This is a genomic window from Flavobacterium sp. GQ95 (assembly GCF_059758655.1).
Window position 1 is genome coordinate 269,337 of record NZ_JCAXEB010000004.1, and the last position, 20,244, is coordinate 289,580.

Here is a 20,244-nt window from a genome sequence, read left to right on the forward strand (position 1 = left end):
AAAAAGCTTATTTTTTCCCTATTTCAATAATTTCCAGGTCTTTTATTTTATCATCGTCAATTACAAATCGCAACATCGTACGCATTTGATGGAAACCACTTTTCCCGCACGCCCCGGGATTCATATGCAGTAAATTATTCTTTTTATCGAACATTACTTTTAAAATATGTGAATGTCCGCAGATAAATAACTTAGGAGGATTTAAAGTCATTTCTTCCCTAATCGCCGGATTGTATTTTCCCGGATAACCTCCAATATGTGTAATCCAAACCGAAACATTTTCACATAAAAATCGATTGTGTAACGGAAATTCCATTCGTGCTTCTCCCCCGTCAATATTACCGTACACACAACGCAAAGGTTTTAGCTTTTTTATGGTATCGGTAACATGCAAATCTCCAATATCTCCTGCATGCCAAACTTCATCGGCCAAAGCCACATATTTTAAAATAGTATCATCAATATGACTATGAGTATCAGAAAGGAGAAGGATTTTTGTCATTGTAAGAGGCTAAGATTCTAAGGTGCTAAGGTACTGAGATTTTTTTTAAAGTTACTAAGATTCTAAAGTGCTATCCCGAGGCTTCGGGACTAAGCTTTTTTATAAAAAAATCCGATTTGCATTGGCAAATCGGATTTTTTTATTCGATGTTAGTCCTTACAGGTTTTTAAAACCTGTAAGGACTGCTGTATGTTTTACATTTTACATCTAATATTCTAGATTATAAACAGCTATTAATTCTTAGAATTTTTACCATCCTTAGAATCTTTTGTATCCATCATTTCCATTAGCTTTAATCCTAACAGACCGCTAATTGAACCATCAGAACCACCGTTTCCAGAAATTAATACATCCGGAATTACTTTGATATTTCCTTTACCAATTTCCTCGGTAACTTTGTATCTGGTAAAGTTGTCACCTCCCATTGCGCTAACCTGCAATTGATACGATTCGGCTGTTGATTTACCAATTGCCATAATTTTCTCTGCTTCAGCCAAACCTGTTTTTGAGATTCTTTCTGCTTCGGCACTTGCGTTCAGTTTAGTTGCTTCTGCCTGTGCTCCGGCTCTTGCTTTGGTTGCTTCGGCTTCGGCATTAGCACGCATTTTTGTAGCCTCCGCTTCAGCGTTTACATTCAATTTTAAACTGGTTGCATCCCCTTCTGCTTTTTTAACCGTTGCATCTGCAGTTCTTTGTGCAATTTCAACACTTTGCGATGCACGAACTATTTCTTTTTGCATATCGGCAATCGCAGTTTCTTTCTCCATTCCCTGACGCTGTTCCTGCGCCATTCTTTGGGTTTGATACGTTTTCTGCTCTTCTTCAGCCAATTTTCTATCCGTTAAAGTTTTCATCAATGAATCTGGCGGAACGATATCTCCAATCAAAGTATCAACAGCATTTACGTTATATTCGTCAAGCACTAATTTAATATGATTTTTAGCTGATTCCTGACGTTCTTTTCTGGTACTTAAAAAAGAAATCACATCGCTGTCCTGAGCTGAGTTTCTGAAATAGTTACCAATTGTCGGTTCTAAAACCTGAGAAACCAGGTTATTCATGCTTCCAAAACGGGCAATTACTTTTGGCGCTTCAGCTGCGGGCACGTGAATAATCTGAGCAACATCTAAATTAAAAGGGAAACCATCTTTTGAACGAACCGTAATTGTAGACAAATTTTTATCCAAATCATGCGATTCACTTCTGGCATTAGCCCAGTTCAAAACTAAATTAGTTGTTGGAACCGGCTCTAGTTTCGTTGTGTATTTATTCAATGCATATTTTCCTGGCCCAAGTGGTTCCATCCAAACACCGCGTTGCCCTTTTGAAACAATATTTCCGTGTTTAAAAGTATCGCCTGTAACATCTTGTCCATCTTCTCCAATATAAGAAATCACAACTCCAACGTAGCCAATTGGTACATCCGTCATTGGATTTTGTTCAATTAAAATTCCCCATGTATTTATGTAATACGATCCGGCCAACATTACCTGAGGCTGCAATCCACGATTACCGCCAGAATCTAAAAACTTGTCAAAATCCTGAAAGTTATTATGGCCTTCAACAAACTTACCGGCAATTTGTCCTTGTGGAATTGGTTCTCCATCTAAAGCTGTTACAATACCAATCATGTTCTCATAAATCTTGATTTGGTCTGCAATAACAATTTCAAATAAAAATGTATTAATACGATACGAACCTGTCGTAATAAAAGCGGTCTGACGTCCTTTTTGTCCGCCATTGTTTAAGAAAAAAGTAGCATCCTGAAAGTTATCACTGTCTACTTTTCGGGCTAAGATTCGTCCGGTTGGAATTTCCTGTCCGTCTTTACTTAAAACCAATCCAATCTTTCCTTCCGGAATAACTGTAAACCCAGACATGTCGATTGAATATTGCCAGATCCACATTCCCCAGTACAAACCCGGGGCAAGCGTTTTTGCCTGATAACCGGCTTCTCCTTTTGTCGCAATAATACGACCATCCGGAAGCGACCTGTCGGCTCCAAACAAAACGAATTTTTTGGTCACAAGACCAATTTTATCCTCTGGAACCATTACCATTCCGAAGAAAACGCGTAAAATAAATTTGTAAAAAATAATGGAGAATAAGATTAAAATTATCCACCAGTAAGAAGTAATTTCATTCATAGTTTTTGATATTTAGATTACAAACATAGGAGAAATACTTTCTGTTAAAATGAAATATTTTGAAAATTAACGTTTGATAATTTTTAGCAAAAAAAGTTAAAATTTAATTGATTTTCTATCGTTGGAATTGTCAATTTCTGACACGATTTTTTGCTGTGTAAACTATGATTGGTATTTTGGGTTTTAACAGTTCTGTCGAGTTTCCGAGTTGCTAAGATTCTAAGCTGCTAAGTATTTTTGAATTCGTTAAATACGAAAATTAAAAAGTTTAGAAGTTTTAAAAAAGAAAATCTCAGAACCTTAGCATCTCAGAACCTTACAACTTCAAAAAAACCTTTGTACCTTTGCCTCTCTGAACCTTTGAACCTATACTTTGAGATATTTTATTCAATTTGCTTATAACGGAACACATTACCATGGCTGGCAATTTCAGCCGAATGCGGCTTCTGTTCAGGAAACTTTAAACAAAGCGCTTTCGGTATTATTAAATGCTCCTATAAATGTTATGGGCGCCGGAAGAACTGATACTGGAGTTCATGCACAGGAAATGTACGGGCATTTTGATTTTGAAACTGAAATTGATGTTCCGAATTTAGTACACAAACTAAACTCCTATCTCCCAAAAGATATCGCAATTTTTGATTTGATATTAGTTCATGATGATGCCCATTGCCGCTTTGATGCTACAAAACGAACATATGAATACCATATCAATACTGTTAAAAATCCGTTTTTGGAGGAATTGAGCTGGTATTTTAATCAAAAATTAGATGTAGCTTTGATGAATGAAGCTGCGAAAATTTTACTGAATCATACCGATTTTCAATGTTTTTCGAAAGTAAATACAGATGTCAATACATTTGATTGCACGATTTTTGAGGCTCATTGGAAACAAGAAAATAATAAACTGATTTTTACGATTTCAGCGAATCGTTTTTTACGAAATATGGTTCGTTCTATTGTTGGGACTTTGGTAAATATTGGATTGCACAAAATTTCATTAGACGATTTTGAAAACATTATTGCCAGTAAAAGCAGAGAAAAAGCGGGTTTTTCGGTTCCGGCACATGGTTTATATTTAACCGAAATTGATTACGATTATTTATAGCTTTAGGCTTTAAGCTATAGGCTATAGGCATTAAGCCTTTATTAAAAAGCCTAAAGCTTAATGCCTATAGCTTAAAGCAAAAAAACAAATGAAAGCAAAAGCATTCGATACTGGATTATTCAAACGAATTTTAACATATACAAAGCCTTATAAATGGCGCTATTACGGCGTTATTATTTTCGCAGTCTCACTGTCGATTTTTGCGGCCCTTCGTCCCTATTTATTAAAACAAACGGTCGACGGCTATATCAAAACACATGATAAACATGGTTTATTGATGTACATTATTTTGATGGGAGTGGTGCTTTTGATGGAGGTTTTCTCTCAATTCTATTTTGTCTATTGGGCCAACTGGCTAGGTCAGGATATTGTAAAAGACATTCGTACCAAACTTTTCAAACATATTTTAAGTTTCAGAATGAAATATTTTGATTTGGTTCCGGTTGGACAATTGGTTACAAGATCCGTTTCAGATATTGAATCAATTGCTCGTATTTTCAGTCAGGGATTATTTATGATTATAAGTGATTTGATGAAAATGCTGGTTGTTTTGATTTTTATGTTTTATATGAACTGGAAACTGACCTGGATCGTAATTGTCGCGATGCCAATCCTGGTTTATATTACCCGAATTTTTCAACGCAAAATGCAGGTTGCTTTTGAAGAAGTTCGTACACAGATTGCCAATATGAACTCTTTTGTGCAGGAACGCGTTACGGGAATGAAAATCGTACAGCTTTTTAACCGTGAAAAAATCGAAGCTGAAAATTTTAAAGACATCAATAATAAACACCGCGTTGCATGGATCAAAACGATTTTATACAACTCGATATTTTTCCCAATTGCCGATATTATTTCGTCCATCACTTTAGGATTAGTTGTAGTTTATGGCGGATTTAAAATCCTGAACGGCGATCATTTTACAACTTTTGGAGATTTGTTTTCTTATACGATGTTCATCGGGATGTTATTCAATCCACTTCGTCAGATTGCGGATAAATTCAACGAGATGCAATTAGGAATGATTGCTGCTAATCGTGTTTTTGATATTATTGATACGCAAGATCACATTCAGGATACCGGAACGCTTGAAGCGCCAATTTTTGACGGAAGTATCGAATTTAAGGACGTGCGTTTTAGTTATATTCCGGAAGAAGAAGTAATTAAAGGTATTGATTTATCTGTTTCTTCAGGGCAAACCATTGCCATAGTAGGTTCGACCGGAGCCGGAAAATCGACAATAATTAATTTGTTGAATCGCTTTTATGAAATCAATAGCGGCACTATTTTTATTGACGGACATAATATCGAAAACTATACTTTGGCTTCCTTAAGAAAACAAATTGCCGTGGTTTTGCAGGATGTGTTTTTATTTGCTGATACCATTTACAACAATATCACTTTACAAAATCCGGAAATTACCCACGAACAGGTTTTGAATGCTGCGAAAAAAATCGGCGTGCACGATTTCATTATGAGTTTGCCTGATAATTACGATTTTGATGTAAAAGAACGTGGTGTAATGCTGTCCTCAGGACAGCGTCAATTAATCGCCTTTTTACGTTCGTATGTGAGTAACCCAAGTATTTTGATTCTGGATGAAGCGACCTCATCTATTGATACCTATTCAGAAGAATTGATTCAGCGTGCTACAGAAACAATTACCAAAGGAAGAACTTCTATTATTATTGCGCATCGATTGGCAACAATTGTAAATGCAGATAAAATTGTTGTTATGGACAAAGGATTAATTGTAGAACAGGGTACACATCAGGAATTGTTAAATAAGGCAGAAGGTTATTACAAAAATTTATACGACTCACAGTTTTCGGTTGCGAACTAGATTTTGAAATGCTAAAAAAGTTCTTAAAAAAGTTAAATTAGCGTTATAGGAATCATAAATGTAATATTCTGTGGAAATTATGTAACTTTTTTAACTTTTGGTTTTTTTATCTTTGAGATAATAGAAATCAAATGTAAAAGAAAAATGCCACAAAACAGATTTTACCCAAACGAACAATTCAAAGAAATAGAAATAAATGCTTCATTACAATTACGTTACGCCATTTCAAACAGAGGCCGTTTAATAAGCTTTACTGACGAAATTGAAAACGGCCGCATCCTAAAAGGCGGTTTGAGTGATGGTTATCCTACCTTTAGATTCAAAGTCAAAAAAGACGACAAAATAGTCAACAAATACCTGTTTTTATACAAATTAGTTGCCCAATATTTTCTTCCGAAAGATTCTGAAGAACAGACTTATGTTTTGCATTTAGACTACAATAGAAGCAATGACGATGTAAGCAATTTACGCTGGGCAACAAAAGCCGAAATGATGGCGCACAGCCGCAAAAGCCCACGTGTGATTCAGGCAAAGAAAAATCTTATCGAACATAACCTAAAAGCAGACGGACGAAAATTAACTACGACTAAAGTCATGCTAATCAAGAAAATTCTGGCACGACCAGAACAAAAAACACGTTTGAAAATGATTGCCAAACAATTCGGCGTAAGCGAAATGCAAATCAGACGAATTGCCAGCGGAGAAAATTGGGGGCATGTGAAAGTATAATTATGAATTATAAGTTATGAATTGCTAAATGTGATATGCAACTGAAAAGTTAAGTATTACATTTAGCAATTTTTAATTTATCTAATTTCCTCATTCTCTAATTTTCTCATTCTAACCTTCCTGCATTTTTGTTAAAAAAAGCTACAAAACAAACTTCATTTTACTTTTTTCTATAACTTTTATCAGAATCTCTGTGAAAAGGTCAAAATCAGTATGGGTAAAAATAAATTTTAAAGTGTTTTTTAAAATAAATCCTTAAATTCGCAAACACAAATAACAAAAGAAAAATCGAAGAGTGAGTTTCGGAAATATAAACCTCATTTTCGGTTATAAATACTAAAAACCAAAAAAATGAAATACGACGTTATTGTTTTAGGAAGTGGTCCTGGCGGATATGTAACAGCGATTAGAGCTTCACAATTAGGCTTTAAAGTAGCTGTAGTTGAAAAAGAAAACCTTGGTGGTGTATGTTTAAACTGGGGATGTATCCCAACTAAAGCGTTACTAAAATCAGCTCAGGTTTTTGATTATTTAAAACACGCTTCAGATTACGGATTAAAAGTTTCTGAATTCGATAAAGATTTCCCTGCAGTTGTACAACGTAGCCGTGGTGTTGCTGAAGGAATGAGCAAAGGAGTTCAGTTCTTGATGAAAAAAAACAAAATTGACGTTATTGAAGGTTTTGGAAAATTAAAACCAGGTAAAAAACTTGACGTTACAGATAAAGATAATAAGGTAACTGAATATAGCGCTGATCACATTATCATCGCAACCGGAGCTCGCTCTCGTGAGTTACCAAACTTGCCACAAGACGGAGTAAAAGTTATTGGATACCGTCAGGCAATGACATTACCAACGCAGCCAAAATCTATGATTATTGTAGGTTCCGGAGCAATTGGAGTGGAATTCGCTCACTTTTACAACTCAATGGGAACAGACGTTACTATTGTAGAATTTATGCCAAACGTAGTTCCTGTAGAAGACGAAGATATCTCAAAACAGTTTGAGCGTTCTTTGAAAAAAGCCGGAATTAAGATTATGACTAACTCATCTGTTGAACGTATTGATACAACTGGTGCAGGAGTTAAAGCATTTGTTAAAACTGCAAAAGGAGAAGAAGTTCTTGAAGCTGACATTTTACTTTCTGCAGTTGGAATCAAAACTAATATTGAAAACATTGGTTTAGAAGAAGTTGGAATCGCTGTAGACAGAGATAAAATCTTAGTAAACGCTTACAACGCAACTAACATTCCTGGTTACTACGCAATTGGAGATGTTACTCCAGGACAGGCTCTAGCTCACGTAGCTTCTGCTGAAGGAATTAACTGTGTGGAGAAAATTAAAGGTTTGCACGTAGACCCAATCGATTACGGAAACGTTCCTGGTTGTACGTACGCAACTCCTGAAATTGCTTCTGTTGGTTTAACTGAAAAACAAGCTAAAGAAAAAGGATACGAATTAAAAATTGGTAAATTCCCATTCTCAGCTTCAGGAAAAGCGAAAGCTGCCGGAACTCCTGACGGATTCGTAAAAGTAATTTTCGATGCAAAATACGGAGAATGGTTAGGATGTCATATGATTGGTGCTGGTGTTACAGATATGATTGCTGAGGCAGTTGTAGCCCGTAAACTAGAAACTACAGGTCATGAAATCTTAAAATCTATTCACCCTCACCCAACAATGAGCGAGGCTGTTATGGAAGCTGTTGCTGATGCTTACGGCGAAGTAATTCACTTGTAATACAAAACCGTTTTACGGTTACATATAATTTTCAATTTAAAAATCCGATTTGTGAAAGCAAGTCGGATTTTTTGCAATTGATTTTTCAAAGACAAAAAAACAAACCTTTTTATTTTCATAACTTTACAATAAATAAAAGGTTATGAAAGAAGTATACATTGTTGAATTTCCATCAAATTTAGGTTTAAAAGAACCTCAGCCAGGAAAAGAGCCCGGGGTAAAAAAGTTACCGGACTGGTTATGGAAACACAATTTGCATAAATTCATTCCGCATAAAGATATTATTAGGATTGATCCTCCTAAATATTCCAATCTTAGAGATCATAAAACGCAAATTCTTAATGCAAATTCCTTAGTTGAATATGCCAGAGAGCAAGCTTATTTAATAAATAATTTATTGACTCAAAATAAATTCCCTTTTATACTTGGCGGCGATTGCAGCATACTTTTAGGGTCAGCAATTGCTTTAAAACAGAAAGGAAATTATGGGTTATTTTATCTCGATGGGCATACCGATTTTATGAATATTTCCTTGTCTGAAACCGGTGGCGTTGGCGGAATGGCAGCTTCTATTGTTACAGGAAACGGGCATGAAAAATTAAGCGATATTCTCAATTTATCTCCTTATATCAAAGAAGAAAATCTGTGGTGCGTAGGCAATCGCGAATATGATGAGGAATATGAAAATGAGATTCGGAATTCTAATGCCACTTATTTAAGTCTGGATATGTTGAGAAAAAAAGGAATTGAAAATTGTGTCAATTCTTTTCTTTCAGAAATTGCAGCAAAGAATCTGGATGGATTTTGGATTCATATCGATGTAGACGTCTTAAACGATTCAATTATGCCGTGTGTAGACAGTCGAACACCTGATGGCTTAACTTACACTGAATTTAATGAACTTACCTCCTATTTGTTTCAAAGTGAAAAACTAAGCGGTCTGGAGATAACCATTTTAGATCCCGATTTAGACCCAACCGGACAATACACAAAAGAATTCGTAGCCAATATTTCAGCCACTTTCAACTCATTTAAAAAATAAATTAAATTGATACTATAAAAACTTCTGATGGCTAATTTGTGTGTAAAAGCAAAATAATTTTGCGCGGTTCTATAATAGAGCATTGAATAACTTATAATTTAAAAAAATAACGAATGAAAACAAAAATTGCAATATTTGCTTTTATAATTTTTTCTGTAATTAGCTGCAAGAAACACACTCAGGTTAAAGAAGAGAAAGAATTAACTTCTCTGGAACAATTAACAATGGGTAATGAAAGATTTCTAAACGGAAGATCAGCTCATCCACGCCAAAGCAAGAAAACAGTTTTAGCCAATCAGGACGGACAAAAACCTTTTGCAGTTGTGATTACGTGCTCAGACAGCCGTGTTTCTCCTGAAATTGTATTTGATCAGGGAATTGGGGACCTGTTCGTAATTCGAAATGCCGGAAATTTAATTTCTGATATCGACATGGGAAGTATCGAATATGCTGTCGAGCATTTAGATACCAAGTTGATTATTGTTTTAGGGCACACAGAATGTGGTGCTATAAAAGCATATATTAATGATAAAGATGGTTCTTATAAAAAACATTTCAATCATATAGATAATATCGTTGAAACGATTTCACAAGAAAAAGAAGAAATTGATGCGGATAAAACAACTCCAAAAGCAACTAACTATTTGGGAGCCATTAACGCCAATATCGAACATTCAATAAAATTAATTCAGGACAATCCTATCGTAAAAGAGCATCAGGTAAAAATTATTGCTATGCGATATGACGTACATACCGGAAAAGTAGTTCAGTTGTAATTTAAGTTTAATAAAATATCAGAATCCGATTTGTGAAAGCAGGTCGGATTTTTTATTTGGGCGTGCCACCACCCCGATAAGAGGGCAAATTTTCTTTGCACATATACGCCCTCTTATCGGGGTGGTGTCGGGCTTTCGCTGCTACTGCGGTAGCTTACCTCTATCCCTCACGCAGTCCGGTTTTTATAAGAACATTTCTTTCTTAATTTTTGTAATAAAAAAAGAGTATTTTAGATTTAGAATTCTACTATCAATCAACAAACTATATTGATTATGAATGCAGCCGTACAAGATTATAACAATTTGCAAAGCGATTCAGATAAAGAAATCTGTAATCAGCTTGCCGCAATAATAAATGAAAATTTACCCGATGCAGAAAATAAAATCTGGCACGCACATCCGGTTTGGTTTTTAGATGGAAATCCGATTGTTGGTTATAGTAAACTAAAAAACAATGTTCGATTACTCTTTTGGAGCGGACAATCATTTGAGGAAGAAAAACTGTCCAATGAAGGTTCTTTTAAAGCAGCTGAATTTCGTTATACTTCATCTGAACAAATCAATAAAGAAGATGTAGAACGTTGGCTCAAAAAAGCAAGAGCAATACAATGGGATTATAAAAACATTGTCAAACGCAAAGGCGTTTTAGAGCGATTGAAATAATGAAATAACCTCAATTTAATAATAGTCAAAAATTTAACCTCAACCAAAAACAAAACCGCAAAAAAATGATTTTAACTGAATTACCAGTCGATCTTAAAAAACTAATTGAAAATGAAAAAATCGAATTTTCTATAAAAGCAAAACGAAATCTTCCCCTTGGTAAATCAGTGGGGCGTTTGATTTTCAGTATAGCTTATTGTGCTTTTGTCAGCATTTTTGTTGTCGCTTTCTTCAGACCTTTATTTAAAGATGAAGAAGTACATTTTACTTCTAATGATGTTCCGGTAACAGCGAGTTGGGATGATTTAGGCGAATTGTTAGTACCCGGCATGATTATAGGCCTATTTGTAATCGTTGGTGTGGGACTTATCATTTCCTCTGTCTATTCCTTATTTCAAAAAGGAGGCTATTTTATTGGAACAGAAACCAGAATGATTCAATATCGCAATGGAAAATCAACCATCACAGATTGGGAACAGTTTTCCGGGAATGTAAAAATAAATGCTAAAAATAATTTTGGCGATTTAGAATATGAATTAAGAATGGGAAAAATGCAAAGTCGAAAAAACGAATCAGATAAATTTGTACCGGATATTCTTTACATTTCAGCAATTGAAAATGTATACGAGATTGAAAAATATGCAAGGCCAGAATCAAGGAAAACGACCCGACTCCAGCGGTTTTATCAGTTTAAAAGCTTATCAAAGTGACTTAAAAAAAAACTATCTAAAATAAAATATTTAATTTTAAGAAATTATCACACTTTTACGCAACCATTTAACAAAATTTACATCTATTAACTAAACTGATATAAATTTTAACCCATGAAAAAATATTTCTTATTGTTTGTTTTAATAATTTTAAGTTCCTGCAATAGCAATGATGATGAGAATAGCACTAAAAAAGCCGATGCTCAGGCTGAAAAAGATCTTCAGGGACGATGGAATTGGGTTAGTACTACCAGCGGAGTTGACGGTACAATTAAAACTGCTGCATCAACAAACATAACGATTGTAATTGAATTTTCAGGTTCTAATTTTAAAAAGTATACCAATGGAGTTTTAACTATGGATACCACCTTTAAAGTTGTTACACAGCAATTAAATGGAGACGGACCTTTACAAACGATTGTGACAGGTGGCTACATGCCAATAAATAATGTATCCGGAATTGTGAGCGACACGAGTCACGAGGGCTTTAAAATTGTCAATAACAAACTATTTATGAATCATTTTTGTAATAAATGTAGTAATTCAGAATATGTTAGGGCTCAAGAAGTATTTTAAATCAATCAACATGAAAAAATTTACTTTTTTATTTTTTACCGTTTTACTATTATTTTCCTGTAATAGTGCAGAAGACAGCATTAAAAATGCTGATGCCAATGCTTCAAAGGAAAAAAACCTGGAAGGAAGATGGTTATGGGTTTCTTCAACTGGAGGTTTTGCAGGAATTACTCAGACAGCTTCAGATCAAAAAAAAGAGATCGAATTTTCAGGTTCTACACTTAAAACTTATATTGACGGAAAATTATCCCGCGAACAGCAATTTTTTATAAAAACTAAAAAATCAATTTTTGGGGGTGATAAGGAAATGATTGTAATAGACAAAGGCCTTTCAATTACTCAGGAGTTTTTCGTTGATCGATCTTTTGAAATTAAAGGTAAAAACCTGATTTTAAGCGAGGAATGTTACGACTGTTTTATATCAAAATACGAACGGGTAAAATAAATTATTATGAAAAAAATTATTACCTATATTTTTATTCTTTTTGCTTTCACAAACTGTACAGACGATGATGACAAAGCAAACCCGGTTGTAGGAACATGGAAATTAGTAAAAACAGGAAATTATGGACTTAGTTATGACGATGGTCAAATTAAAGAATTTTTCACTGATTATTCAGATAAAAACATCACTTACACATTTTATCCTAACTCTAATTTAATCATAAACACAGATGGAAAAACAGAAACCCACAAATATGAGTATAAACTAGATTATTTGTCCGAAGGCCCTAGTCCTGAAGAAAGAAAAGAATTTCTCGTTTTTATAGACGGTTCAAAATGGACCTATTTTAGTGCTAACCATGAAGAAATGGTTTTAGGAAAATCTTATGTTGATGCTGGTGATTTGTATTTTGTAAGACAATAAATTTCTGTTCTCATTTTCCTGGGTTCTTATGAAAATAAAACGTAATCGCTAGCCCCGATGGGAAGCGGTATCCTTTTTTTTGGCTGCCATCAGCCAAAAAAAAGATATAGCGGACAGCGGGACTGAAGTTTCTTTTGAAAATGAAACCTTCTGCTCCTGAATAAAAAAATGCTCTTCAAATTTCATATCTGAAGAGCATTTTTATTAATTGACTAAAAATAGTGAATTGCTGAATAACAGGATTCCGTTTTCCCAAAAACCTCGAAACAGCGGATTATCCATCATATAAATTACAGAGCCGTCGCCTCTTTTATCTACCGCAAAACTTACCGTTTCGTTAAGTTTTTTGCTGATCGTATTTCCGACAAAACCATAGCTGATATATCCTTTTGGAATATACGCAACATTAATGGCGCTTTTTAAAAGCGAGTATGATCTTTCGTTGGTTTTAAGGCTGAAATAGGTGTTTCCTAAACCGAAAGCCATTGGGTAGGTTTTGTCTAATTTATTCTCGATAATGGCGCCCGGAATTGTGCCCGAAATCTCTCGTCGCTCTGATCCTTCGAAGTCTAAAAAGCGCTTTTTAAGTTCGATTTCTTTTTCTTCTTTCTCTGATTTCTCTTTGTCTTCTTTACTTGCAAACATACTCAAAGCATATCCTTCCCGATCCTGAAATAAGGAAATCGCACTGCTCATAGCTATTACTTTTCCACCATTTTTAATCCATTGATCGATTTGTTTTTTCTGATCGTCTGAAAAATCATAAGAACCATCACAAAGAATTAAAGTATTGTAATTGTACAATTTAACCCGGTTAAAATTTGCCGTTTCGACGATACTTACCGGATAACTGATGGTTTCGTCCAGATAATGCCAGGTTGCGCCAAACTCGGTTGAAACGATTCCTTTTCCGGATAACATTAGAATTTTTGGAGCTTTTAACAAGATGAAATTCTCTCCTCCAATATCTTTAGAATTCGTTGAAAATCCGGTTGTGATAAAACTATAATCGGTTTTGATTTTAATGATATCTGAAACTGTTTTTTCAAAATCGGCTATTTTTGGATTATCGGCACGGCTGATAATTAAGCCGCCCGGTTCGATTGTAATGGTTCCAAAAACGGCTTTTTTCATAGCCGAACGCACTTTAATTCCGCCTTGATGCAAGAGTGAAACTACCTGTGCTGAAGTTCTGTTATTCCACGGCACGTAAAACGCATACACGCTGGCTGGAACTGTTTTCGCGACTGTTTCAATTTTAGCTTTTGTTTTAACCGAAAGATTATTCTTAACCGCATAACCTTCAATCCCATACGCCAAAGGCAAAGCCCAGGCTGTTATATCATACGACAAACTATCGTTTAATTTTTGATTTGGCTCAAACAAAACCTGCGCCAGAACTGATCTCGGCTGATCTGCTTTTATTATTAAATCGTTCGGTTCGATTTTAAAACTTTCGGTTTTCTTATTTTGATAATGAAACCCTGATGCGTTGCCAGCAGCATCGGCATAACTGAATTCGATGTCGTTTTTCTTCAGTAATTCTGCCAATTGGTCCAGTTTTGGGTTATTTTTTAAAACATAGGTATTGTAAACGCCTTTCGCTTTTATGCGGGCATTGCTATGAAAATCTCTGAAGCCTTTTAAGAGAATATCTTTTTGCGAAGCGGCACTTTCGACAACCGTCAACACTGCAGTTGCGTGATGCGTTAATCGGTCTTTGATGGTAACATTTGCTCCGTTTTCCATCGTTACTTCACGCCCCGCTCCTATTCCGCCCTGCTCTAATGTTAGACCAACTGCTCCATTGTACGTTGGATAAGTATCTCCATAACTCGGATAAAACAAATCGAAACGCTCTCTGGTATTGTACATCCAGTTTTGCTTGTCGAATTTTTGCGAAATATTTTTACCTAAAACATTATAAAAATCCTTTTGATATTGTTCAATAAATTCATGCAAGGGTTCTGCTGCCGGCGGAAAAAAGTATGGCGAGTTATAACTCATTTCATGTACATCTGTATGCACTTGCGGCATCCATTGATTGTACAATTTAATGCGTTGTTGTGATTCGATTTGTGTTTGCCATGCCCAATCCCTATTCAAATCGAAGAGATAGTGATTGTAACGTCCGCCCGGCCATTCTTCCATATGCTCTCTGTCATATAAACCCGGATGATTTTTTTTGCCTGTAATTTCTCTAAGCCAGTTTCCGTAACGCGAGTAACCGTCAGGATTAATGCATGGATCTAAAATTACAATTGTATTTTTCAGCCATTGTTTGGTCGCTTCGTTTGATGGATTCAAAAGTTCGTAGGCAACTGTCAAGGCACTTTCGGTTCCGGCAAATTCATTTCCGTGAACATTGAAACTAAGCCAGACAATAATTTTATCATCGCCTGTCGTGGTTTTATTTGTTGATAAGCCAATTGAAGCTAAATTATTGTTTCTGATTTGCTCCAGATTCGCGAGATTTTCAGGAGTCGAAATAAAATAGACATTCAGATCGCGCTGTTCGTTTGTTGCACCGTATTTCTGTTTTTTGATAAACTGAGATTGTTCTGTCAGATATTTAAAATAATCTTCTACCTGATTATAGTAGCTGATTTGTTTTCCGTAATTCGGAATAAATTCTGATGGTGTTTTTAATTGTGCAAAAACAGAAAAAGAAGTGATTAACAGCAATACTGCAACGCTAAATATTTTCCTCATAAGTGAATAGAATTTGTAGATGGCTAAAAATAAGAATTAACTTTATACCAATTTAAAAATCGCAATAAATATTATTGTTTTAGATAAAACATTGCATTATTTATTCAGAATTTGAATTTTGCCATTGTAATCTTTAATCTGGTTTTAATTTGTATTTTCGTTTAGCAAAAAAAATCTATTATGGACCATTCTTTAAAAGAAATACTTTGGAGGCAATTTGGCGGAAGCATTGATATGTTGAAAAATGCGATTGAATTTTGTCCCGAATCACTTTGGGATACGGAACAGCAATTTGGATATAATGCTTTTCATTGTACTTTTTTTCTGGATTATTATTTGACGCTTGATCCCAGAGGTTTTGTACCTCCGCAGCCTTTTTCACTTTCTGAATTTGAAGACAGAATGCCTGAGAGAGTTTATACAAAAAACGAAGTATTGACTTATTTAGAATTTTGCAGAGAAAAATGCCGTAGTCTGATTGCTACAATGACTGAAGATATTTATAGAAGTAATTGGAAAAATGAATCGGGAACAATGCTCTATAATGTCGTTGAAATTTTACTTTATAACATGAGACATGTACAACATCACGTGGCCCAATTGAATTTATTATTGCGCCAAAATATTGATGATGCTCCAAAATGGGTTCGTGAAGTAAAAGACAATCTTTATTAAATATCGATTATGAATATCTTAATTGTTTACAGTCATCCGAGTGAAAAGTCTTATACTTTTCAGGTTCTTGAACATTTGAAATCTGAAATTTCAAAACAAAACTGGAATCTTGAAATTTCGGATTTATATGTGATGAACTTTCAGAGCGATATGTCTGAGGAAGAATATGAAAGAGAAGGATTTGCCAAAACAGAACTTCCAATTTCTCAGGACGTTTTAGCGGAACATGCCAAAATTGAAAAAGCCGATTGTATTATTTTTTTATATCCGGTTTGGTGGAGCGATTGTCCGGCAAAATTAAAAGGCTGGTTTGACAGGGTTTATTCCGTTGGATATGCTTACGGACAAAATGAAACTTCTCAAAAGATGAAAACCATTCCATTCGGACTTGTAATTTGTACGGCCGGGCATCCTAATACGTTCTTGGAAGAAATAAATATGGCACAAAGTATGGAAACCATTATGCTCGAAGACCGCTTAGGAAAAAGATTCACTCATAAAAAAATGCTGATTCTGGGTGGAACTTTACAATTGGAAAAAGTGATGGAATATCATATGAAACAAATTGAAGAGACTGTTCAAAAAATAAAAGGTTATTTTGTCTAACTCAAAAACAAAAATGAAATTAGAGACCCATATTAAAAACAATACCAAAATTGCCGAAATAGTTGCCGAAGAGATTCTAATTAATTCCATTGAAGATGGTGCGCAGTTATTGGTTGATGTGTATTATCAGGATTTTGACCGAATTATTCTTTATGAGAAAAACATAACGCCTCTTTTCTTTGATTTAAAAAACGGAATTGCCGGCGAGATACTTCAGAAATTTTCCAATTTCAGGGTACGTGTGGCTATAGTTGGCGATTTTGAAAAATATGAACGTAAAAGCGTTAAGGATTTTATTTTTGAAAGTAATAAAAACCGACAGATTAATTTTGTGAGTAATTTAGAGGAAGGTTTGGGAAAGCTTTCTAATTAAAATTTAACCGCAAAGAGTGTGCGAAGAATTACGCAAAGTTCGCAAAGATTGATTTAATTAAACTTAAAGTAAATGACAATAGCAGAAATTATCGATATTCAAATGTTAGCTTTTAATAATAAAAATATTAATAGCATGATGACTTTATATACAGATGACACCAAAATCTATAATTTTTCAGATCATTCATTAGTAATTAACGGTAAAAAAGAGTGCCAGGAAATGTTTGTTAGGCTATTTGCGCAATCTCCTGATTTAAATGCTGAATTCATCAAAACTATTTTTTTTGAAAACAAAGCCATCGTACATGAATATGTTTATGGTAGAAATGGAATTAATGAGAAAAAAGAACAGGTGGTTATTTTTGAAATACAAGACGAGAAAATAAGCAGAATGGATATTATGAGGGAGTAAAATCAGGTCTAAAAACAAAACGTCTAATCTAGCCCCGATGGGAACGGCATCTCCTGATTTAGAAAAACAAGGCTTTTTAGCCGTAGTTTTTGTTAATCGGGAATATAGTGGACAGCGGGACTGAACGTTCTTTTGAAAATGATTTTTCTGCTCCTGAATAAATAAATTCCAAAATTTAAATTCCAAATTCCAATTGTTATAAGCAATTCCTAAAATCTAAAATCTGAATTCTAAAATCTAAAATTCCAACTTGTCTGATTCGCCCCTTACAATTGTCTCACAAACACCCTAACATATTGATTTTTAGAATGTAAATTTGTATATCTAACTTTCAAAAAACGATATAAAATGAGTGCGCAAGATTTTACCACGACCCTTATAGTTGATCAATCTCCCGAAGAAGTTTTTAATGCCGCTACCAACGTTCGCGGATGGTGGTCTGAACAAATTGATGGCAATACAGCCAAATTAGATGATGAATTTGACTATCACTATGAAGATGTACATCGCTGCAAAGTCAAATTGATTGAAGTGATTCCCAATGAGAAAATTGTTTGGCTGGTGGAGAAAAACTATTTTAAATTCACCGAAGATGAAACGGAATGGACGGGTACAAAACCAACTTTTGAAATTTCAGAAAAAGACGGAAAAACAGCACTTCGCTTTACACATGTTGGCTTGGTTCCGAATTATGAATGTTTTGATATTTGTCGCGATTCGTGGACCAATTACATCCAGAATAGCTTAAAAAAATTAATTACAACCGGTAAAGGTCAGCCCAACGGCAAAGACAAACCGCAAACGGAAAACGAAAGAAAACTGAGCGCGAAGTAATTCGGGGAAAATAATTTCGGCTAAGAGAATCGGAGATTTGGCTACAGTTACTGCTTTGATGTTACGCAACTTTGTAACATCAAAAAGTAACATTATGAAAATTATAATTACAGGTTCTTTAGGGAACATTAGCAAGCCACTAGCGCAGGAGTTAGTGCAAAAAGGACATGACATTACGGTTATCACCAGCGATGCGGGAAAACAAACTGCGATCGAATCTTTGGGAGCAAAGGCAGCCATTGGATCTGTTGAAGATCTTGCTTTTTTAACGCAAACTTTTACTGGTGCAGATGCCGTTTATTGTATGATTCCGCGTGCGAATTATTTCGATCCGAATCTTGATTTGGATGCTTTTACACGTAAAATTGGAGATTGTTATGCCCAAGCGATCGAAAAATCGGGCGTGAAACGTGTGGTTTTTTTAAGCAGCGTTGGCGCACATTTAGAACAAAATTCAGGAATTATTCAGCGTTATAATGAAATTGAAGCGGTTTTGAATAAACTTCAAAATGTGGCAATTACTTTTATGCGCCCAACTTCTTTCTTTTACAATTTACTGGCTTACATTCCGATGATAAAAAATGCGGGCGTTATTGCAACTAATTATGGTGCGGACAAAATGATTCCGTGGGTTTCTCCACTTGATATTGCAGCCGCTATTGCGGAAGAACTTACAACTCCGCTTGACGGAAGAAAAATTCGTTACGTGGGCAGTGAAGAACTTACCGGCAATGAAACGGCTCGTATTTTGGGAGAAGCTATTGGAAAACCTGATTTGAAATGGGTTTTAGTTAGCGATGATGAAACGCTGAACGGTTTAGTAAATGTCGGAATGCAACCAAAAATTGCGGAAGGTCTGGTCGAAATGTATGCAGGACTTTATAATGGTTTGTTGGCTGAAGATTATTACCGTAACAGACCAGAAGTAATGGGCAAAACAAAACTTGCAGCGTATGCTAAAGAATTTGCTACAATATATAATCAAAATTAAGTAACTTGTACTATGGCAAATCAGCAACCGCATCGAATAAAAAGTATAAGCGAATTTCTTGAGTTTAGGGGTTTGCCCAAACCGGAGCATCCGCTTGTAACGGTTTACAATTTTGAAGATCTTAAATATCTAAATGAAGAAGAACCGAAAAGTCTGATGCTTGATTTTTATTCGATTGCGCTTAAAAGAAATGCTAATGCCAAAATGCGTTACGGCCAGCAGGAATATGATTTTAAAGAAGGTGTTTTATTGTTTATATCACCTGGACAGGTTTTTTCTATTGAAGGCAATGCCGAATTACAACATACAGGATGGTCATTATTGATCCATCCTGATTTTTTATGGAATACACCGCTTGCGCAGAAAATCAAACAATACGAATATTTTGGCTATGCAGTTCATGAAGCCTTACATCTTTCTGATAAAGAAGAAAAGATGATTATTACTATCATGAAAAATATTCAGCAGGAATATCAATCGAATATTGACAAATTCAGTCAGGATGTAATTATTGCCCAAATTGAATTGCTTCTTACCTATGCGGAACGCTTTTATAACCGCCAGTTTATTACCCGAAAAATTAGCAATCATCAGATTTTGGCTCGTTTAGAAAATTTGCTTGAAGGCTTTTTCAACGAAGATTCGTTGTCCAAAAAAGGATTGCCAACCGTTCTTACTATTGCCGAACACCTCAACGTTTCGCCCAATTATTTAAGTGGATTATTAAAACTTCACACCGGTCAGACTACACAACAACACATTCACAATAAATTAATTGAAAAAGCGAAGGAGAAACTTTCGACAACCAATTTATCGATTAGCGAAATTGCTTTTGAACTGGGTTTTGAACATCAGCAATCGTTCAGTAAGTTATTCAAAACCAAGACCAATGTTTCGCCATTGGAATTTAGGCAGTCTTTTAATTGAAAATAGAA

At 35.0% G+C, this 20,244-nt stretch carries 21 protein-coding genes; 18 read left to right on the forward strand and 3 right to left on the reverse strand.

Annotated elements, in window-relative coordinates; genetic code table 11:
• Nucleotides 1-7: 7 nt before the first annotated feature.
• Nucleotides 8-502, reverse strand: a complete 495-nt coding sequence (locus AC6CH4_RS10610; RefSeq protein ID WP_498102747.1) for a metallophosphoesterase family protein — start codon at nucleotides 500-502, stop codon at nucleotides 8-10.
• A 233-nt stretch (nucleotides 503-735) separates the two neighbouring features.
• On the reverse strand, nucleotides 736-2,649 hold the full coding sequence (locus AC6CH4_RS10615; RefSeq protein WP_498102749.1) for an SPFH domain-containing protein: 1,914 nt from the start codon (nucleotides 2,647-2,649) through the stop codon (nucleotides 736-738).
• Nucleotides 2,650-3,022: 373 nt separating this feature from the next.
• Here AC6CH4_RS10615 and truA point away from each other — a divergent pair, with 373 nt between their 5' ends.
• The 11 genes from truA to AC6CH4_RS10670 all read left to right on the forward strand — a co-directional run bounded on the left by truA (nucleotide 3,023) and on the right by AC6CH4_RS10670 (nucleotide 12,704).
• Nucleotides 3,023-3,757 carry a tRNA pseudouridine(38-40) synthase TruA gene (gene truA / locus AC6CH4_RS10620; RefSeq protein ID WP_498102751.1) on the forward strand — a complete coding sequence of 245 codons (735 nt, stop codon included), beginning with the start codon at nucleotides 3,023-3,025 and terminating at the stop codon, nucleotides 3,755-3,757.
• Between the two features lie 88 nt (nucleotides 3,758-3,845).
• Nucleotides 3,846-5,600 (forward strand): ABC transporter ATP-binding protein, encoded by a 1,755-nt coding sequence (locus AC6CH4_RS10625; RefSeq protein ID WP_498102753.1) that lies wholly within the window; start codon nucleotides 3,846-3,848, stop codon nucleotides 5,598-5,600.
• A 144-nt stretch (nucleotides 5,601-5,744) separates the two neighbouring features.
• Nucleotides 5,745-6,329: an NUMOD4 domain-containing protein gene (locus AC6CH4_RS10630; protein ID WP_498102755.1), complete on the forward strand. Its 585-nt coding sequence runs from the start codon at nucleotides 5,745-5,747 to the stop codon at nucleotides 6,327-6,329.
• A 351-nt stretch (nucleotides 6,330-6,680) separates the two neighbouring features.
• A complete protein-coding gene (lpdA, locus tag AC6CH4_RS10635; protein WP_056193919.1) occupies nucleotides 6,681-8,069 on the forward strand; it encodes a dihydrolipoyl dehydrogenase in 1,389 nt (462 codons plus the stop codon).
• A gap of 142 nt (nucleotides 8,070-8,211) precedes the next feature.
• Nucleotides 8,212-9,111, forward strand: coding sequence for an arginase family protein (locus AC6CH4_RS10640; RefSeq protein WP_498102757.1), 900 nt, complete (start codon nucleotides 8,212-8,214; stop codon nucleotides 9,109-9,111).
• Nucleotides 9,112-9,224: 113 nt separating this feature from the next.
• The gene (locus AC6CH4_RS10645; RefSeq protein ID WP_498102759.1) at nucleotides 9,225-9,887 is read left to right on the forward strand and encodes a carbonic anhydrase; all 663 of its coding nucleotides are present in this window, start codon (nucleotides 9,225-9,227) and stop codon (nucleotides 9,885-9,887) included.
• Between the two features lie 273 nt (nucleotides 9,888-10,160).
• The gene (locus AC6CH4_RS10650; protein ID WP_498102761.1) at nucleotides 10,161-10,550 is read left to right on the forward strand and encodes a DUF1801 domain-containing protein; all 390 of its coding nucleotides are present in this window, start codon (nucleotides 10,161-10,163) and stop codon (nucleotides 10,548-10,550) included.
• 65 nt (nucleotides 10,551-10,615) lie between these two features.
• Nucleotides 10,616-11,260: a hypothetical protein gene (locus tag AC6CH4_RS10655; protein WP_498102763.1), complete on the forward strand. Its 645-nt coding sequence runs from the start codon at nucleotides 10,616-10,618 to the stop codon at nucleotides 11,258-11,260.
• Nucleotides 11,261-11,374: 114 nt separating this feature from the next.
• Complete coding sequence (locus AC6CH4_RS10660; protein WP_498102765.1) at nucleotides 11,375-11,836, forward strand: hypothetical protein; 462 nt, start codon at nucleotides 11,375-11,377, stop codon at nucleotides 11,834-11,836.
• Nucleotides 11,837-11,846: 10 nt separating this feature from the next.
• Complete coding sequence (locus AC6CH4_RS10665) at nucleotides 11,847-12,281, forward strand: hypothetical protein (protein ID WP_498102767.1); 435 nt, start codon at nucleotides 11,847-11,849, stop codon at nucleotides 12,279-12,281.
• A gap of 6 nt (nucleotides 12,282-12,287) precedes the next feature.
• Entirely contained in the window at nucleotides 12,288-12,704 is a 417-nt protein-coding gene (locus tag AC6CH4_RS10670; RefSeq protein WP_498102769.1) for a hypothetical protein, read from the forward strand.
• Nucleotides 12,705-12,908: 204 nt separating this feature from the next.
• Here AC6CH4_RS10670 and AC6CH4_RS10675 read toward each other — a convergent pair whose 3' ends face one another.
• The gene (locus tag AC6CH4_RS10675; protein WP_498102771.1) at nucleotides 12,909-15,416 is read right to left on the reverse strand and encodes a M14 family zinc carboxypeptidase; all 2,508 of its coding nucleotides are present in this window, start codon (nucleotides 15,414-15,416) and stop codon (nucleotides 12,909-12,911) included.
• Nucleotides 15,417-15,596: 180 nt separating this feature from the next.
• Here AC6CH4_RS10675 and AC6CH4_RS10680 point away from each other — a divergent pair, with 180 nt between their 5' ends.
• The 7 genes from AC6CH4_RS10680 (at nucleotide 15,597) to AC6CH4_RS10710 (ending at nucleotide 20,236) form a co-directional block, all read left to right on the forward strand.
• Complete coding sequence (locus tag AC6CH4_RS10680) at nucleotides 15,597-16,091, forward strand: DinB family protein (RefSeq protein WP_498102773.1); 495 nt, start codon at nucleotides 15,597-15,599, stop codon at nucleotides 16,089-16,091.
• A 9-nt stretch (nucleotides 16,092-16,100) separates the two neighbouring features.
• Nucleotides 16,101-16,697, forward strand: coding sequence for an NAD(P)H-dependent oxidoreductase (locus AC6CH4_RS10685; RefSeq protein WP_498102775.1), 597 nt, complete (start codon nucleotides 16,101-16,103; stop codon nucleotides 16,695-16,697).
• Between the two features lie 13 nt (nucleotides 16,698-16,710).
• Nucleotides 16,711-17,070, forward strand: coding sequence for a DUF4180 domain-containing protein (locus AC6CH4_RS10690; RefSeq protein ID WP_498102777.1), 360 nt, complete (start codon nucleotides 16,711-16,713; stop codon nucleotides 17,068-17,070).
• A 72-nt stretch (nucleotides 17,071-17,142) separates the two neighbouring features.
• Complete coding sequence (locus AC6CH4_RS10695) at nucleotides 17,143-17,484, forward strand: nuclear transport factor 2 family protein (RefSeq protein WP_498102779.1); 342 nt, start codon at nucleotides 17,143-17,145, stop codon at nucleotides 17,482-17,484.
• A gap of 348 nt (nucleotides 17,485-17,832) precedes the next feature.
• Nucleotides 17,833-18,318, forward strand: a complete 486-nt coding sequence (locus AC6CH4_RS10700; protein WP_498102781.1) for an SRPBCC family protein — start codon at nucleotides 17,833-17,835, stop codon at nucleotides 18,316-18,318.
• 94 nt (nucleotides 18,319-18,412) lie between these two features.
• Entirely contained in the window at nucleotides 18,413-19,309 is an 897-nt protein-coding gene (locus AC6CH4_RS10705) for an NmrA family NAD(P)-binding protein (RefSeq protein WP_498102783.1), read from the forward strand.
• 12 nt (nucleotides 19,310-19,321) lie between these two features.
• A complete protein-coding gene (locus AC6CH4_RS10710) occupies nucleotides 19,322-20,236 on the forward strand; it encodes a helix-turn-helix domain-containing protein (protein WP_498102785.1) in 915 nt (304 codons plus the stop codon).
• Nucleotides 20,237-20,244 lie beyond the last annotated feature (8 nt).

What these genes read in the sequence shown, in the direction of transcription:
- AC6CH4_RS10610 (WP_498102747.1), bottom strand. Translation starts at nt 502, where the DNA reads ATGACAAAAATCCTTCTCCTTTCTGATACTCATAGTCATATTGATGAT.
- AC6CH4_RS10615 (WP_498102749.1), bottom strand. Translation starts at nt 2,649, where the DNA reads ATGAATGAAATTACTTCTTACTGGTGGATAATTTTAATCTTATTCTCC.
- AC6CH4_RS10625 (WP_498102753.1), top strand. Translation starts at nt 3,846, where the DNA reads ATGAAAGCAAAAGCATTCGATACTGGATTATTCAAACGAATTTTAACA.
- AC6CH4_RS10630 (WP_498102755.1), top strand. Translation starts at nt 5,745, where the DNA reads ATGCCACAAAACAGATTTTACCCAAACGAACAATTCAAAGAAATAGAA.
- lpdA (WP_056193919.1), top strand. Translation starts at nt 6,681, where the DNA reads ATGAAATACGACGTTATTGTTTTAGGAAGTGGTCCTGGCGGATATGTA.
- AC6CH4_RS10640 (WP_498102757.1), top strand. Translation starts at nt 8,212, where the DNA reads ATGAAAGAAGTATACATTGTTGAATTTCCATCAAATTTAGGTTTAAAA.
- AC6CH4_RS10645 (WP_498102759.1), top strand. Translation starts at nt 9,225, where the DNA reads ATGAAAACAAAAATTGCAATATTTGCTTTTATAATTTTTTCTGTAATT.
- AC6CH4_RS10650 (WP_498102761.1), top strand. Translation starts at nt 10,161, where the DNA reads ATGAATGCAGCCGTACAAGATTATAACAATTTGCAAAGCGATTCAGAT.
- AC6CH4_RS10655 (WP_498102763.1), top strand. Translation starts at nt 10,616, where the DNA reads ATGATTTTAACTGAATTACCAGTCGATCTTAAAAAACTAATTGAAAAT.
- AC6CH4_RS10660 (WP_498102765.1), top strand. Translation starts at nt 11,375, where the DNA reads ATGAAAAAATATTTCTTATTGTTTGTTTTAATAATTTTAAGTTCCTGC.
- AC6CH4_RS10665 (WP_498102767.1), top strand. Translation starts at nt 11,847, where the DNA reads ATGAAAAAATTTACTTTTTTATTTTTTACCGTTTTACTATTATTTTCC.
- AC6CH4_RS10670 (WP_498102769.1), top strand. Translation starts at nt 12,288, where the DNA reads ATGAAAAAAATTATTACCTATATTTTTATTCTTTTTGCTTTCACAAAC.
- AC6CH4_RS10675 (WP_498102771.1), bottom strand. Translation starts at nt 15,416, where the DNA reads ATGAGGAAAATATTTAGCGTTGCAGTATTGCTGTTAATCACTTCTTTT.
- AC6CH4_RS10680 (WP_498102773.1), top strand. Translation starts at nt 15,597, where the DNA reads ATGGACCATTCTTTAAAAGAAATACTTTGGAGGCAATTTGGCGGAAGC.
- AC6CH4_RS10685 (WP_498102775.1), top strand. Translation starts at nt 16,101, where the DNA reads ATGAATATCTTAATTGTTTACAGTCATCCGAGTGAAAAGTCTTATACT.
- AC6CH4_RS10690 (WP_498102777.1), top strand. Translation starts at nt 16,711, where the DNA reads ATGAAATTAGAGACCCATATTAAAAACAATACCAAAATTGCCGAAATA.
- AC6CH4_RS10695 (WP_498102779.1), top strand. Translation starts at nt 17,143, where the DNA reads ATGACAATAGCAGAAATTATCGATATTCAAATGTTAGCTTTTAATAAT.
- AC6CH4_RS10700 (WP_498102781.1), top strand. Translation starts at nt 17,833, where the DNA reads ATGAGTGCGCAAGATTTTACCACGACCCTTATAGTTGATCAATCTCCC.
- AC6CH4_RS10705 (WP_498102783.1), top strand. Translation starts at nt 18,413, where the DNA reads ATGAAAATTATAATTACAGGTTCTTTAGGGAACATTAGCAAGCCACTA.
- AC6CH4_RS10710 (WP_498102785.1), top strand. Translation starts at nt 19,322, where the DNA reads ATGGCAAATCAGCAACCGCATCGAATAAAAAGTATAAGCGAATTTCTT.